Annotated in this window: 11 protein-coding genes; 10 read left to right on the top strand and 1 reads right to left on the bottom strand. The window is 50.7% G+C overall.

Features of this window, described 5'->3' with window-relative positions; genetic code table 11:
• The first annotated feature begins 81 nt into the window (after positions 1-81).
• The 6 genes from G445_RS0100060 (at position 82) to G445_RS0100035 (ending at position 7,767) form a co-directional block, all read left to right on the top strand.
• Positions 82-810: an MBL fold metallo-hydrolase gene (locus G445_RS0100060; RefSeq protein WP_026420799.1), complete on the top strand. Its 729-nt coding sequence runs from the start codon at positions 82-84 to the stop codon at positions 808-810.
• A 239-nt stretch (positions 811-1,049) separates the two neighbouring features.
• Positions 1,050-2,378, top strand: a complete 1,329-nt coding sequence (gene hisS / locus G445_RS0100055; RefSeq protein WP_022865539.1) for a histidine--tRNA ligase — start codon at positions 1,050-1,052, stop codon at positions 2,376-2,378.
• Positions 2,371-4,176: a dynamin family protein gene (locus tag G445_RS10650; protein WP_022865538.1), complete on the top strand. Its 1,806-nt coding sequence runs from the start codon at positions 2,371-2,373 to the stop codon at positions 4,174-4,176. The genes hisS and G445_RS10650 overlap by 8 nt, the downstream gene beginning before the upstream one ends.
• Before the next feature lie 2 nt (positions 4,177-4,178).
• Positions 4,179-5,729: a GTPase family protein gene (locus G445_RS10645; RefSeq protein ID WP_051126961.1), complete on the top strand. Its 1,551-nt coding sequence runs from the start codon at positions 4,179-4,181 to the stop codon at positions 5,727-5,729.
• Positions 5,730-6,032: 303 nt separating this feature from the next.
• A complete protein-coding gene (locus G445_RS0100040) occupies positions 6,033-6,515 on the top strand; it encodes an arginine repressor (RefSeq protein WP_022865536.1) in 483 nt (160 codons plus the stop codon).
• A gap of 16 nt (positions 6,516-6,531) precedes the next feature.
• A complete protein-coding gene (locus G445_RS0100035) occupies positions 6,532-7,767 on the top strand; it encodes an argininosuccinate synthase (RefSeq protein WP_022865535.1) in 1,236 nt (411 codons plus the stop codon).
• 94 nt (positions 7,768-7,861) lie between these two features.
• Here the strand turns inward: G445_RS0100035 and G445_RS08780 are convergent, their stop codons facing one another.
• On the bottom strand, positions 7,862-9,403 hold the full coding sequence (locus G445_RS08780; RefSeq protein ID WP_022865534.1) for an MFS transporter: 1,542 nt from the start codon (positions 9,401-9,403) through the stop codon (positions 7,862-7,864).
• A 328-nt stretch (positions 9,404-9,731) separates the two neighbouring features.
• Between G445_RS08780 and G445_RS0100025 the strand changes: the two genes are divergently transcribed.
• The 4 genes from G445_RS0100025 (at position 9,732) to ilvD (ending at position 15,481) form a co-directional block, all read left to right on the top strand.
• On the top strand, positions 9,732-10,496 hold the full coding sequence (locus G445_RS0100025; RefSeq protein WP_026420797.1) for a nitroreductase family protein: 765 nt from the start codon (positions 9,732-9,734) through the stop codon (positions 10,494-10,496).
• Between the two features lie 5 nt (positions 10,497-10,501).
• A complete protein-coding gene (argH, locus tag G445_RS0100020) occupies positions 10,502-11,926 on the top strand; it encodes an argininosuccinate lyase (protein WP_022865532.1) in 1,425 nt (474 codons plus the stop codon).
• A 234-nt stretch (positions 11,927-12,160) separates the two neighbouring features.
• Positions 12,161-13,420 (top strand): tyrosine--tRNA ligase, encoded by a 1,260-nt coding sequence (gene tyrS, locus G445_RS0100015; RefSeq protein WP_026420795.1) that lies wholly within the window; start codon positions 12,161-12,163, stop codon positions 13,418-13,420.
• A 216-nt stretch (positions 13,421-13,636) separates the two neighbouring features.
• Positions 13,637-15,481: a dihydroxy-acid dehydratase gene (gene ilvD, locus G445_RS0100010; protein WP_022865530.1), complete on the top strand. Its 1,845-nt coding sequence runs from the start codon at positions 13,637-13,639 to the stop codon at positions 15,479-15,481.
• The last annotated feature ends 587 nt before the right edge of the window (positions 15,482-16,068 follow it).

Below are 16,068 nucleotides of genomic sequence, written 5' to 3'. Positions count from 1 at the left end.
TTCACTTTACGCTGATTTTCTTCCTTATGGAGGGTATTTCAGCACATGGAAAAAAATAACGTAACAAGTTACCGTTATTACATGATATTTTTGCGCTATTCCGATACTGCTCTTGAAGCAAATTGCTACGTTCTTGCTGATTCTACCGCGAAAGAAGCTCTTGTTGTCGACGCTGGTGCCGGTAGCGCCACCTGGGTGAAGGACACTCTGGCTTCACGAGGTTTAACATTGGGGGCCGTGATGGCAACGCACGGTCACGCGGATCACCTCTGGGATGCCGGCGTTATTGCTGGCGATTCCGTTCCTTTCTATATCCACGAGGAGGATATGTTCCGCCTCGACGATCCTCTTGCCACCTCAATTTTGGCTGACCATATTATTGAAATGGGTGGCGGGCATCCGTGGATTCGTCCGGGGCGTTGTTTCTCGCTACCTGAGGATTTGTTTGAGGGCGATGGAGCCGAATTGGTTAAAGGTGTTCGTTTGCGTGCGCACCATGTTCCAGGGCACACCCAGGGGACGACGATTTTCCAGTTCTCGGGTTCCTTCGACCGTGATCCTTTCACCCCGCAACTTCCCGATTGGGGTTTTGGCTCGAACTTCCTTATTACCGGCGATTTCCTTTTCCGTAATGGGATTGGGCGCACGGATTTGTATGGTGGTAACGACGACGTGATGCGTGCGTCCTTGCATTACACGGTGGACACTATTCCAAATTCAACGATTTTCTTCCCCGGCCACGGTAAACCCTCAACGATTTCGCGCGAGTTAAAGGCCTCCCCGTATCTTCGCTCCTACATTGGTATCTAGCTTATCCGGCGCATCTTTCAGGCACACCTAGTAGCTTGCGTTCAAAGTTTGTGCGCATTGTGGGTTGAGTTGCTCGAGCTTAACATCCCGGAAAACGTCGTACTGCGGTGTGCGTTAGATATTTTTCCGTCGTACAACCTTCGCGAAACCGTGTGGAGGGGAGTGCTTGTTCTGCAACTTTCCGCGCCGGTGTGTCCTACTACGTGGAACTCGTTCCAAAACCGTGAAATAATGACCCCATGAAGATTGCTCCGATTTCCGGTTTTCCCGAATGGCTCCCTGAAGGTCGTATCGTCGAACAGAAAGTTATTGATACATTACGCTCAACCTTTGAACTTCACGGTTTTTCCGGTGTGGAAACAAGAAGCGTTGAACCTCTGGATCAGCTCCTTCGCAAGGGCGAAACCTCCAAGGAAGTCTATCTTCTCAATCGTTTGCAGGGCGAGGAAGGCCAGAAATCCAAGCTCGGACTTCATTTCGATCTCACTGTCCCGCTCGCGCGCTATGTCCTTGAAAATGCGGGCAAGCTCGATTTTCCGTTCAAACGTTACCAAATTCAAAAAGTGTGGCGCGGGGAGCGCCCTCAGGAGGGGCGTTTCCGCGAGTTTTACCAGGCAGATGTTGATGTTGTCGGGCAGGGAGAACTAGCGCCTCACCACGATATTGAGCTTCCCCTCGTCATGGTGGATGCATTCAGCAAACTTCCGCTTCCGCCCGTGGTTGTGCGGGCATCGAACCGTAAACTTGCCCAGGGTTTTTATGAGGCTGTCGGGTTTGAGGACACGGAAAGCGTCCTTCGCATTGTCGATAAACTCGATAAAATCGGCCCAGATAAATTGAGTGAGGAACTTCAAGAAACCCTTGGCGCAACCGAAGCTCAGGCGCGAGCTGCCCTGGAACTCGCCACGATCCGCACGCCCGACGCTTCATTCGTGGACAAGGTGCGTGCGCTGGGCGCGCGCGGAGATCTTCTCGATGAGGGCCTCGAAGAACTGGCGAACCTCATTGAGGGAGCGAATTCGCTTATTCCGGGCGCAATGCAAGCAGACTTGAGTATTGCACGAGGCTTGGACTATTACACGGGGAGCGTCTACGAATCCACACTCATAGGCCACGAGGATCTCGGCTCGGTATGCTCGGGTGGTCGCTACGATAACCTTGTGGAAGCCGGGAAGCGGAAGTTCCCTGGGGTTGGCCTCTCCATCGGCGTTTCTCGCCTCCTTTCCCGTTTCATTGATCGCGGGCTTGTCGTGCCCTCGCGCAAGGTTCCAGCGTGTGTCTATGTTGCGGTCAATGATGAGGGGGAGCGCCCGCACGCAGCGCGCATTGCCCAAAAGTTGCGTGAGCGCGGGATTCCTACGGATGTGTCCCATAATTCGTCGAAATTTGGAAAACAGATTAAAAACGCGGACAAACGCGGTATTCCGTTCGTGTGGTTCACGACGAGTGAGGGCGAACAGGTTCGTGATGTTCGCACCGGAGAACAGGTGAGCGCGAATCCGGAAACGTGGATGCCACCGGCTAAGGATATTGGTGTGGACGTTCAGGGGGTCCTGAGTCATGAATGACGTCGATTTTTCTTCCGACGCTCTCAATGTTCTCCAACGTTTAAGAGAGGCTTTGGGGGAGCTGAGCTTCCCCTTCGAAACCCCGCTATCCGAGTTGGGAAACGACACTGCCGAAGAGGGATACAACCAGCTAGGAGACTATATCCTCCCCAGAATGAACTCCTCCGAAGCGCCACTTCTGTGCGTTATCGGTGGCTCCACAGGTTCTGGCAAATCGGCAATTCTTAACGCGCTCATCGGCGAAAAAGTGTCACGATCCTCCGCTATCCGCCCCACAACGCGCGAACCCGTCCTCGTGCACAGCGCGGGCGAGGGGGAATGGTTTACGTCGCAAAGAATTTTGCCCCAGCTTACGCGCGTAACGGATTCTTCCAAGGTTGCCCACATGCCGCACGGGCTTCACAGTGGCACGATTTCGCGGATGCGCATTGCAGAATCCTCCCATGTTCCCGCGGGGGTCGCCTTCGTGGACTCCCCGGATATTGATTCTGTGATTAGCGAGAATCGACTTCTTGCAGGCCAGCTTCTCCAGGCCGCAGACGTGTGGATTTTTGTGACGACGGCAGCCCGGTACGCGGATGCCATTCCGTGGGCTCTATTGGATGAGGCAGCCCAACGCAACGCGGTGATTGCGGTTGTCCTTAACCGTGTTCCTGCCGGGGTGTCGGCTGAGATTCGCCCGGACGTGGTTCGACGCCTACAGGAACGTGGCTTGGGTAGCGCGCCACTTTTCGTCATTATGGAGAATTCCGGGGATGAACCTATTCACGAGGAAGATATTGCGCCTCTGCGGGCCTGGGTGGGTGGTTTCAGCACGAATACTCATTCCCGGATGAGCGCCGCGCGGCAAACCCTCAGCGGTGCCGTGGAGTCCCTTCTTGCCGACGGACATATAGTGTGCGAAGCCTATGATGAGCAGGTTGCTACAGTTCGCGAACTTATTGGATCCCTGCACGAATCTCAACGTTTAACAATGTTACGTATTGAAGAAAATATTGACGACGGAAATATTGTGAGCGACGAGGTTCTTGCACGTTGGGTGAAAGTTTTGGAGTATTTGTGGTGTGGCGGGAAAAAACGTCGAGCCTCTCAGGGGGTTGCTGGCCGTTTTGCGTCAATGTTTAAAAAGAATTTGCCTTACGAAAATGCCGATTTAGATTCCCATATTGAGAACGCGCTGATTTCGTTGCTTTTATCTGCGGGAGAAAACATGGCTTCCGATCTTATACGACGTTTAGAGTCGAGCGAAAACGGAGAAAAAATAGCTCAAGCGGGGGTATCGCATCGTCGTACTATTCAAGATAGGCGTGAAGCTGCCCAGCAGGTTGTCACAACGTGGCAGGAGCGTATTTTGGCGGTTATTTCAGAACATACACGCGGTTCGATGGATTCATTACCGTCAGCCTCTTCAGGATCTTCTTCGCCGTCAACTTCCCAAGCGTCAGCGCCGTCGTCCTATTCTTCACCTTCACACGATATTCACCTCTTAGGTGTCGCGTTAAAACTCCTTATTTTGACACATACTCCTGAAAATCCAACAGATGCTCAGCGTCAATCCGTTGAAACACGTGAGCGCGCCCATCAATTAGTGAAAAAATTGATAGGGGAGGGAAATTCGGAGAAGGTATCGAGGGTTGCGGACAAAGCACTGAATGATTTTCTTCAACACGCCAACGATTTTCTTACCCAGGAAGCCATCCCTTATGAGTCACGCTTGTCGTCTCTGAAGGTTTCTTCCGTGTTAAACCACGATATTCATGAATTGTATAAAGAGGCTGCCATAAGGCGATGGAGGTAACCGTGACCATTAATCTTCCTACAGGTCTTGCATATGTTGAACGCATTTTGGCGTTAGGTGAGGATTATCTTAGCTCCGAAACGCGGCAGGCCGCTCACGAAATTTTGGAAAGGGCACGCCGTCGCGGATTGGCTGGGACAGAGCGCACGGTTGTTGCTTTCGCAGGCGCAACGGGGTCAGGTAAATCGTCGTTACTCAACGCTATTGTGAACCAAGATGTTGCTAAAACTTCTGCACATCGTCCGGCAACGGAGAATCCTCAAGCTGTGACGGGCAGGCATGCGACCGATATTCTGGACTGGCTCGGGATTGATTACCGTGAGGTTTTGCTTCAAATGAGCACGGAATCCATGCAAGATCTTGTGCTTATTGATCTTCCAGATGTGGATTCAACAATGATTGAGCATCACGAGAGGGCTGCAGATATTATTTCGCGGGCGGATGTGTTGCTGTGGGTGCTCGATCCGCAAAAATATGCGGATGCTGTGATTCACGAAGATTATTTGAGCGAATTAAAAGAACACGAGGCAAATATTCTTGTTGTGTTGAATCAAATTGATCGTATTCCCAGCCAGGAGCGCGATGCCGTTGTCAACCATGTTCGCCATCTTCTTTCTCTCGACGGTATCCGTTGCGATGTTACGGTAAGTTCGACGGTAACCGGGGAGGGTGTTGAGGAAATCCGTGGTGCTTTGGCGTATGTTGCATCGAAGAAAAGGGCTTCTGCTCAACGTTTGGTAGCTGATTTAAGGAAACTTGGCGGGCGTATCGCCGAGGAAATGTACGAGAACAGCGGGGTTTCGCTGGAGGGCGAATCTCAAGATACTCTCGTCGATGATTTGTGTGAAGCCGCAACGGGGAAACGGATTGCCCGTAGGGCTGGGGATAAGCGTGCGCGTCAGGCTCACCGGCAGGTACGTTGGTCTCTGTGGCGTTTTCCCGGCTCGAAGAAGGGTGCGAGATCCCTGGAAGAAAACGCTGTACGTGAACCTGGGGCGCCCTTGAAGGCTCTGGTTGAGGCTCGTTTAGGGACGAGTTCAGCTCCTCATGCGAATAAGATGCCTAGATTGTGGAGGTTAACTCTGCATAAGTCCTCATCTGCACGGGTAGATGATATTTCACGGGATATTCAGGAGGCGGTTGTTCGTGCTGGTGAAGTGGAACAACATATTCCTGTGTCGTGGCGTATCTGTGGTTGGCTTCAGTGGTTGAGCACAAAATGTATTCTTCTTGGTTTTATCTGGTGGATTGTCGATGTTATTGTGCAATCAACTGGCGGGTCTTTCCCCTCCTTTGAACCGATTTTTGCCTTCCCGGTTCCTCTCCTTATTACCGTGATTTCGCTGGTGATAAGTGGACTGTGCCTGGTGTGGGGTAGTTCCATGGTGAATTCTGCCCGTCACCGTGGGAGGTTTGATGCCCAGAAGAGGATGGAAGAGGCGGTTGCTAAGATTGTTGACGAATCTTTGCTCACCTTAATTCAGCGCCAGCAGGATAAATACGACGAGTTTTGTTCGGCTGTTTCCCAACTGTCCGAGGTGGTTGTGCGGTAGTCTGCTGGGTGTTGGTTCACGCCCTTTGTTTAAGTGATGTGCTCACGAGTGATATGCTCACGGGTGTGTGCTCACGGGCCACCCGCGGGGGACGGAACATAATAAATATTGGCTGTGCTCACGGGCGTGTACTCATGGGAGTGTACACACGGGTTCAGGTACTCGTTCATTCGGGGTGGTTTACAACATACCATCGCACGTTGTTGAAATATGCAACGCTATGTATAATTATTCATTGTTGCATGAGAGGTATGTGAAAATACTGTGTATATTCGCATATAGATACCTGCGAGAGGAGATGTTATGGGTTCCGGTATCCCATCAAGTCGTAGCGCCAGACAGGGGCTAATTACAAGCATTTTGCAAACCTATACCATTGGTTCACAAAACGAGTTGAGGAACCACCTATCTCAAGCGGGTGTTGAAGTAACTCAAGCAACCCTATCTCGCGACCTCGATGAACTAGGTGCCGTTAAAATTCGTATTGACGGAACGATGGCATACCGTATTGCTGATCATAGCGTCGATTCCGGTGATCGTCTCACTCGCTGGATACGAGAAATACTTCTCAGTGCAGATACGGCGCTGAACCAAATTGTTCTCAAAACTCCTCCGGGAGCAGCTCAACTTTTGGCGGCGGGAATGGATCGCACAAATCTTGACGGGCTTCTCGGATGCATTGCTGGAGATGACACCGTTCTTCTTGTCATGAACAGTGTGGAACGTGCGCAAATAGTTACTCAAAAACTTCTCAATTTGGGCGATAAGTCCGAAGAGTCTATCTAGGTAAAAAGGAGAAATCATGGCGAAAGATCGCGTCGTATTGGCATATTCGGGTGGTTTAGATACATCCGTCGCCATCGGCTGGATTGGGGAAAGAACAGGTGCCGAGGTTGTCACGGTTGCCGTGGACGTCGGACAGGGAGGCGAAGATCTCGAAACCATCCGTCAACGCGCTCTTGATTGTGGGGCTGTGGAAGCCTATGTTGCCGATGCTCGTGATGAATTTGCGAGCGAGTATTGCATGCCGGCACTCAAAGCGAACGCCCTCTACATGGATGCATATCCGTTGATTTCCGCCATTTCACGTCCCGTTATTGTGAAACATCTTGTTGCGGCAGCTCGCCAATTTGGTGCGACGACGGTTGCTCACGGTTGCACAGGAAAAGGTAACGATCAGGTTCGTTTTGAAAACGGAATTACGTCCCTTGCGCCAGATATGCATTGTATTTCCCCGGTTCGTGATCTTGCCCTGACACGCGAATTCGCTATCGACTACGCAAATAAGCACGATCTTCCTATTGAAACAACACATCATAACCCTTTCTCTATTGATCAAAATGTGTGGGGACGTGCTATTGAAACGGGCTTCCTTGAGGATCTTTGGAACGCCCCGACAAAAGATGTCTACAACTACACGGATGATCCGACCTATCCGCCACTTCCCGACGAAGTAGTGATTACTTTCAAAGAAGGTATTCCTGTTGCGATAGATGGCAGGGATGTTACTCCGCTTCAAGCCATTCAGGAAATGAATAAGCGCGCGGGAGCTCAAGGTATTGGGCGTATCGATATTGTGGAAGATCGTTACGTCGGGATTAAATCTCGTGAAATTTATGAAGCACCCGGTGCTATGGCGCTTATCCAGGCGCACCGCGATCTCGAACATGTCACCATGGATCGTGAACAGGCGCGTTTCAAGCGTACAGTGGTTGATCGCTGGTCCGATATTGTGTATGAAGGCCAGTGGTTCTCACCGCTCAAGCGCAGTTTGGATGCTTACATTGAGGATACCCAGCAGTATGTGACCGGCGATATTCGTATGGTTCTTCACGGGGGTCGCGCCGTCGTCAATGGCCGTAAGAGTGAAACATCCCTGTATGATTTCAATCTTGCAACCTATGATGCCGGAGATTCCTTCGATCAAAGCCACGCAAAGGGCTTTATTGAACTCACGGGTCTTCCAGCACAGCTTGCAGCGGCGCGTGATGTAAAGTTTGGTCGCGGGGTTGCCATTGGAAAGGCAAAACTCAACTAACGACGAATAAGTGGTGGGGCGAGAAAAAACTTCTCGCCCCACCACTTATTTATTTTCGACAACTCAACCTTGCATTGAAATTCGTCATATATTTTTATACGTTACTCGGTGCCATCGCACCGGCACGTGGCCTGCGCATAAACACATAAGCAACCAAGGTTGCAATCAACACAATCACAGAAATCGTTCCAAAAGCGACCGCGGAACCAAGAACCCATTCGTGTGGGGTAGCGTGGTGCTCGCTGGATACGAAAGCGAAGAGAATTGCGGTAATCATCGCATTACCCACCGCTGTAGTAATACGCTGAGAGGTCTGCTGGAATCCACCAGCTGTTCCGCCGTGACTTGCGGGAACTTGCATCATGGTGAGCGTTTGGTTGACGGAACCCTGAAGCCCCATTGCCAAACCGAGCAGAGCCAGAGGGATAGACATCAACCATGGACTCCAACCCAACTGTAATGAGGTATAGGCAAGTGGAATAACGCCTGCCACAGACACAGCGGCAAGAAGAAGTGCGCCGAACTGGCATTCGCGCCCGTGACTAATCGCAAAACGTCCACCAATAATGGCGAAAATACCGGACAAAATTGCGTTTGGAAGCCCAATCAAGCCCGTTTGTAGGGCAGATAGGCCGAGAGCCTGTTGCAAAACCATTGAGGTAACAACGAAAACAGATGTAGTTCCAAGGAATTGAATCGCGCCAATAGCTGTACCGTAACTGTAGGATTCAATTTTGAACAGGCGCAAATTCACCATCGGGAAACGCCCCATTTTCGCGTAAACCTCTTCCCATTTAATCCACAAACCGGCGCAAGAAAAACCAATAATGAGAAGGAACCAGCGCCACCAAAACATTGTCATAAACGGCAACATAAGGCACAAAACAGTGAGTGAAAGAAGAAGCATTCCTATAGGATCAAGATCAACTTTGGATCCTTTACGTCCCTTAAAAATTCGTCCTTTTTTCTTTTGAATTTTTCGGTATTCCTCAGCTACTTCAGTGGCTTTTTTACCAACTGTTCGTCGTTCCTTAGCAAAGGGGAGAAGGAAGAAGCCGGAAATAATACCGATAAGCCCTAACGGAACATTAAAAAAGAAGGAATGGCGCCAGCCAATAGTGCCGAAAAGCTGGACGAAACCACCTGAAATAAGAGGACCAACAGCAACGGACGCGCTTACGGCCAAGCCCATATAGGAAAATGCTTTCGCGCGTGCCCGGCCTTCAAAATACTGCTGGATCATACCCGTTACTTGAGGGGAGAAAATACCGGCGCCCACACCCTGAATAATGCGAGCAGTATTGAGCATGAGAGGCGAAATTGCCAGGCTACATAGTGTACAACCAAGCGTGAAAACAGCCATGCCGATAATCCACATGGATGAACGCCCGAAAATATCACCGATACGCCCGGCGGGAACGAGAAGAAGCCCGAAAGCAAGAGCATACCCAGATAGAACCCACTGAATATCTGCGCGTTGTGCGTGAAGATGTTCTTCAATAATGGGCAGGAGGTTATTGACCGAACTCACCTGAACAAGAGAAATAACAAGAGCCACCATGAGAACAAGGAGAATTTTGTTACGGTCAAAATATCGCGGTGATCCAGGAACCTGGAAATAGCGAGAGTTAGGCATAATATCCAATCACGTATTGCGTCCCGGCGCCGGTGCAGGAAGGGCATTCAGGATACAAGAAAGGAGCCTTGAACTACAGACGTCGGGTTAGAAAAAAGCCCACGTTGAACGCGAGCTATTCGCACATGTATGTATTGCTTTATGTGCACGCATAATTTTAACAGGTTGAGGCATATTTTTCTATGTGTAAGGTATGTTGCGCGGTGCTTTTCGCACCTAGCGTGTCGGGTGCCTAATGCCGTTGCGCGCCACGTACCACCCGAAAGACGGCGCGTTTCACGAACAATTTTTTCCTGTGCCTCACTATTTAAAACGTTATGATGGACATATGCGTACAAATTCAACAATTGAGCACCAGATTAACCACTGCACCATTCGCAAGTTCGACGGCAAACCCCTACAGCCCGAAACTCTCGAAGCCCTGGAAACCGTCGCAATACGAACAGCTTCATCACAGGGACTTCAGCATTCCTCAATTATCCGCATTACCGATAACGAAATCCGCAACCGTATCGCCAAGGTTTGCACCCAGCAATACGTGGCAGAAGCTCCTGAACTGTGGATTTTCATTGTTGATACCCGCAGGGCCTACCGTATTTCCAAAGAACTAGGAAAAACCGGATACGCCGCGTCCTCCTACGACGCTTTCGTCGCCGCATTCACAGATGCGACACTCATGGCACAAAATGTTGTTAACGCAGCCGAAAGTATGGGGCTCGGTACAACCTTCCTCGGAAGCATTTTGAACGACCCTCACGAAATGTGCGAAATCCTCGGATTGCCCGAACTTACTTTCCCTGTTCTTGGGCTCATTATGGGAGTTCCCGCCGAACATCCACAAACAAAACCGCGTATGCCCAAAGAATTCCGCATCCACACAAATACTTATGAAGAACCCGACAACTGGATCACATCCCTTTCCCAGTACGACGAGGAAATAACCCCCTGGATTGATTTGCGCAAAGGCACCCCCTTCGGTCCTTTCACCGCAACGATTGCCGACTGCATGGAAAGTGTTGTAGCGCGTAGGGCTGAGATATTGCCCGCTATTGCGAGCCAAGGCTTTAAACTCGAGACGGAAAACGTACAATAATACACATGGTTGAACATAAAGGACTTTGGGGTGGCCGTTTTGCCGGTGGCCCGGCTGACGCGCTTACCGAACTTTCCCGATCAACCCATTTCGATTGGCGATTAGCACAATACGATATTGCAGGTTCTCGCGCACACGCCCGCGAACTTCACAAGGTGGGTTTGTTAACGGACGAAGAACTTGACGTCATGATTGGCGCATTGGAAAAACTCAGTACCGATGTTGCCAACGGTGATTTTCAACCATATCCCGACGAAGAGGACGTCCATACAGCGCTCGAACGTGGCGTTATGGAACGCGCCGGAGAACATGTTGGTGGTAAATTGCGTGCCGGGCGTTCCCGAAACGATCAGATCGCCTCGCTTATCCGCATGTATCTTCGCGACGAAGCCCGAATCATTGGTGGCAAGCTCCTCGATGTTGTTCAGGCGCTCATCTCCCAGGCAATGAAGGCCGGAAATTCTGTGATGCCTGGACGTACGCATTTGCAACACGCCCAGCCCATTCTTGTTGCGCACCACCTATTGGCGCACGTGTGGCCGATGTTACGTGATATTGAACGCTTCGTGGATTGGGACAGGCGCGCATCGCTTTCTCCATACGGAGCGGGTGCCTTGGCAGGAAATACGCTCGGCATGAATCCCGCAGATATTGCGGCTGACCTTGGTTTTACCGGGGTGGCTCACAATTCCATCGACGCCACTGCATCCAGGGATGTTGTCGCAGAATTCGCATATATTTGCGCACAGATTGGTATTGATCTTTCACGTCTTGCGGAAGAAATCATTATTTGGAACACCAAAGAATTCGATTTCGTCACCTTAGATGACGCCTATTCCACAGGTTCATCGATTATGCCACAGAAGAAAAACCCGGACGTTGCAGAATTGACGCGCGGAAAAGCGGGGCGCCTTATCGGGGATCTCGCCGGCCTTCTAGGAACGCTCAAAGGCATGCCTTTGGCATACAACCGCGATCTTCAAGAAGATAAAGAACCCGTTTTTGATCAAATAGACACACTCGACGTTCTCCTTCCCGCGTTTTCCGGAATGGTGGACACCATGGTTCTTCACTACGAACGCATGGCACAGCTCGCACCTCAAGGATTCTCGTTGGCAACAGATATCGCCGAATGGCTTGTTCGCCAGGGTGTCCCGTTCAGGCAAGCTCACGAAATTTCCGGTGCCGCGGTTGCGTTGTGCGAATCGCGCGGAATCGAATTGTGGGATTTGAGCGACGACGACTTCACGTCCATTGATTCGCGCCTCACATCGGGGGTTCGTGAAGTGTTGAGCGTGGAAGGAAGTGTGAAAGCACGCGCGGGAATTGGTGGAACCGCCCCAGAGCGCGTTGCCGAACAACTCCAGCGCGCACGCGACACCGTGACATCCCTTCAATATTTCACAGATTCTCGGATAACTATGAAGTAAAAGAGTGTCCGAAACCTGCAGGCTAGGGTGTGAAAGCCACGGCGAAATGGTATGTATGTTGTGAAAGTTTGCGCGTTCGTCGTCGTCAATATGGACAATATGAGGTGATGAAACATAACGAAACCACCCGTCGCTCACGGCATGAACGCTAACTCAGCCACAACAACTCAATAATTTTTCAATAATAAAGATCAGCGGTTGGAAACAACCATAACCACATCGAAAGGAACTGACGTGAAAGACGTCATCGAAGAATTGGAATGGCGTGGGCTTATTGCTCAACACACCGACATAGATGCACTACGGGAAGCGCTGAACTCCGGGCCAGTTACTTTCTATTGCGGTTTTGATCCCACCGCTCCATCCCTGCATCACGGGCATTTGGTTGCGGTGAAAGTGATGCGTCACCTCCAGTTAGCTGGCCACAATCCGCTTGTTCTTGTTGGGGGAGCGACGGGACTCATTGGAGATCCACGCCCTAGCAAAGAACGTACCTTGAACTCGCGTGATGTTGTGGCTGATTGGGTAGATTCGTTGAAAAACCAGCTGTTGGGGCTTCTCGATTTTGAAGGAGAACACGCGGCCCGGCTCGTCAACAATCTTGACTGGACAGCAAATATGTCCGCCATTGATTTCTTGCGTGACCTCGGCAAATACTTCCGTTTAGGGACAATGCTTTCCAAAGATATTGTTGCGCGTCGTTTGGATAGCGAGGAAGGTATTTCCTACACCGAGTTTTCCTACCAGATCCTCCAGGCCAACGATTACCTTGAACTGTACCGCAAGTACGGATGCACCCTCGAAGTTGGTGGAAATGATCAGTGGGGTAACCTTGTTGGCGGGATGGATCTTATTCGTCGCGTCACGGGAGATTCTGTTCACGTAATGACGAATCCGCTGATTACCAAGTCCGACGGGACGAAGTTCGGCAAATCTGAGGGTGGGGCAATTTGGTTAAATCCAAAGATGTTTAGCCCCTACAAGTTCTACCAATTCTGGCTCAATATTGCCGACGAAGACGTTATTCACATGCTCAAAGTTTTTACCTTCCGAACCCGTGAAGAAATTGAAGAACTTGAGGTGCAGGTTAGGCAAGCGGCGCATCGTAGAGATGCGCAACGCACCCTGGCGCGCGATGTTACGAGCTGGGTTCACGGCGAGGAAACCATGCAACGTGTCGAAGATGCAAGCAAAGCACTGTTTGGCGGAACAGGTTTGGCTGATTTGGACGCGGAAACACTGGCAGATGCTGTTGCAGAGTTGCCTACCGCGCAGGGCGCCATCGGCGATTCCATCGTGAGTCTTTTCGCCGCAACCGGGCAAGAAAAAGGTATTGGGGCTGCGCGCCGTACCCAAAAATCTGGTGGGCTTAATGTGAATAACGTGAAGGTGGAAGATCCTGAAGCGGTATTGCGCGCCGAGGATATTCTTCCCGGCGGAGTTGTCCTTCTTCGTAAGGGCAAGAAAAATCTTGCAACAATTCGCGTTCAGTAGACGTTAATCCATCACACATCAATTTCTCGATGCCGAGACACCTCTCATAATGGGGGATGTTTCGGCATCGGTTGCATAATCGTCGTCGTAAAAAATTGTGGGAAAAATGCGCTCACACAATAAAGTTCGCCTCACCTTACTACCGGACACATTTTGATACGTTTTGTTTCATATGGTGGTATTGGGCGTAGTATGGTGAGTTCATGAGGAGGAAAAATGCGTCGTTTGCGTTCTGCAACGTCCACAACTGGACGTAATATGGCTGGTGCCCGTGCCCTGTGGCGAGCAACGGGTATGACATCCGAGGATTTCGGGAAGCCCATTATTGCCATTGCCAACTCATTTACCCAATTTGTGCCCGGGCACGTTCATTTAAGAAACGTAGGAAAAATTGTTGCCGACGTTATTGCGGCTAACGGCGGGGTTGCCCGCGAGTTCAATACCATTGCGATTGACGACGGTATTGCGATGGGGCACAACGGCATGTTGTATTCTCTCCCGAGCCGTGAAATCATTGCGGATTCCATTGAATATATGGTGAATGCGCATACGGCCGATGCTCTCGTATGTATTTCGAATTGCGATAAAATTACGCCCGGCCACCTTCTTGCGGCCATGCGTTTGAACATTCCGGTTGTGTTCGTATCCGGTGGACCCATGGAATCCGGGAAACCCGTGGAGGGCGTACGCGACCACAATATTGATCTTATTGATGCGATGACGGCAGCCGTGGACGATTACGTGAGCGACGAAGAACTCGCCCGCATTGAAGAAAATGCCTGCCCAACATGTGGCTCATGTTCAGGTATGTTTACGGCAAATTCCATGAATTGTTTGACGGAAGCCCTCGGGTTGTCCTTGCCTGGAAACGGAACCACGCTCGCAACGGCGACGCGGCGACGTGATCTTTTCGAGCAGGCGGGCAAAGTGATTATGAATATCACCAACCGTTATTATCGAGACGGCGACGATTCTGTTCTCCCACGATCCATTGCGACGAAAGACGCCTTCGCCAACGCTATGGCAATGGATATTGCAATGGGCGGATCAACCAACACCGTTTTGCACCTCTTGGCTGTGGCGCAGGAAGCCGGGGTTGATTTCACTCTTGCAGATATTGATGCACTTTCACGTAGGGTGCCTTGTCTGTCTAAGGTCGCGCCGAACTCAACGCAGTTCCATATTGAGGATTTCCACCGCGCGGGCGGAATTCCGGCGTTGCTGGGCGAAATGTATCGAGCCGGAATGTTGCAAGATTCGGTGCACTCCATTCACTCTGACGATCTGAAATCCTGGCTTGAAAAGTGGGATATTCGTGGGGTTGCGCCTTCAGATGAGGCGATTGACCGTTTCAAGGCGGCGCCCGCTCGTATCCGCACAACAAAGCCGTTCTCCCAGGACACCACATGGGAAACCCTGGATAAAGATGGTGAAAAAGGCTGTATTCGTTCGGCAGACCATGCCTATACGAAAGAAGGTGGCCTGTGCGTGTTGCGAGGGAATATTGCCGAAGACGGCGCGATTGTTAAGACCGCAGGCGTGGATGAATCCCTGTTCCACTTCGAGGGACGGGCGCGCGTGGTCGAATCTCAGGAAGCTGCGATTGAACTGATTTTGTCCAAGTCCGTTGTGCCCGGCGATGTTGTTCTTATTCGCTATGAGGGCCCGAAGGGTGGCCCTGGAATGCAGGAAATGCTTTATCCAACCTCGTTCTTGAAGGGGCTCGGATTGGGTAAAGTTTGCGGACTTATTACCGACGGACGATTTTCCGGTGGTACTTCGGGCTTGTCCATTGGGCACATTTCGCCCGAAGCCGCGGCCGGTGGCGCTATTGGTTTAGTTGAAGAAGGGGACAAGATTATTATTGATATCCCCAAGCGTCTACTTATGGCCGATGTTTCCGACGAAGAGTTGGATCGCCGGCGTAAGGCGATGGGGCCAACCCCATGGAAACCGAAGAATCGCGACCGTAAAGTTACGAAGGCTTTGCGCGCATACGCTTCTATGGCTGCTTCCGCAGATCGTGGCGGTGTGCGTATTGTGGATGGTTCAGTGTTCTAAGTTTTCGTTTATTTCTTATCGCTACAGAGCGCGCTTTTGTTTCGACAAAGCGCGCTTTTCTGTACTCTGCGAAGAACGTTTTTTTCGACGACGGAGTACCGTTTTTCTGTGGTTTAGATTGCGTTTTGTTCTGTTTCTGTGAAACATCGTTTTCTTTTTCGATGAAGCATAGTTTTTTGTAATCTATGTAGGACTCTTTCTGCTCTATTTCTATGAAGTATGCTTTTCTGTACTTTACGAAGAACTGTTTATCTGCAGTCTATGGGGCGGGTTTTGTGTTTTTGGTGTGTTTGTTGGGGTTTGTGGGGTGTGTTTGGTGTTGGGTTGGTGTGTTTTTGGTGTGTTTGTTGGGGTTTGTGGGTGGTGTGGTGGGGGTCATGGTTTTTTGGTTTGACGTTGTGGGTGTTGGGTGTGTATTGTTTTTTCTTGTCGTCTTCGGCTGGTTGGTTCTGGTTGGGGGTGGTTGGGATGTTTGTTTTCCTTGTGGCTTTGTTTTGTTGGGCTTGTGTGTGGTGGTTCACCGGGTGCGGGTTTGACGGGGTGGGGTTGGTTTGGTAGGCTAGTGTCCCGGCGCTGGAACAGTGTTG

It is taken from the genome of Actinotignum urinale DSM 15805, from assembly GCF_000420445.1.
In the GTDB taxonomy this organism is placed as follows: domain Bacteria; phylum Actinomycetota; class Actinomycetes; order Actinomycetales; family Actinomycetaceae; genus Actinotignum; species Actinotignum urinale.
The sequence above is the reverse complement of the archived record's forward strand: the minus strand, read 5'-3'. Positions and strand labels throughout refer to the sequence as shown.

Excerpts from the sequence above, each read along its gene's own strand:
- G445_RS0100060 (WP_026420799.1), top strand. The coding sequence starts at position 82 with ATGATATTTTTGCGCTATTCCGATACTGCTCTTGAAGCAAATTGCTAC.
- hisS (WP_022865539.1), top strand. The coding sequence starts at position 1,050 with ATGAAGATTGCTCCGATTTCCGGTTTTCCCGAATGGCTCCCTGAAGGT.
- G445_RS10650 (WP_022865538.1), top strand. The coding sequence starts at position 2,371 with ATGAATGACGTCGATTTTTCTTCCGACGCTCTCAATGTTCTCCAACGT.
- G445_RS0100040 (WP_022865536.1), top strand. The coding sequence starts at position 6,033 with ATGGGTTCCGGTATCCCATCAAGTCGTAGCGCCAGACAGGGGCTAATT.
- G445_RS0100035 (WP_022865535.1), top strand. The coding sequence starts at position 6,532 with ATGGCGAAAGATCGCGTCGTATTGGCATATTCGGGTGGTTTAGATACA.
- G445_RS08780 (WP_022865534.1), bottom strand. The coding sequence starts at position 9,403 with ATGCCTAACTCTCGCTATTTCCAGGTTCCTGGATCACCGCGATATTTT.
- G445_RS0100025 (WP_026420797.1), top strand. The coding sequence starts at position 9,732 with ATGCGTACAAATTCAACAATTGAGCACCAGATTAACCACTGCACCATT.
- argH (WP_022865532.1), top strand. The coding sequence starts at position 10,502 with ATGGTTGAACATAAAGGACTTTGGGGTGGCCGTTTTGCCGGTGGCCCG.
- ilvD (WP_022865530.1), top strand. The coding sequence starts at position 13,637 with ATGCGTCGTTTGCGTTCTGCAACGTCCACAACTGGACGTAATATGGCT.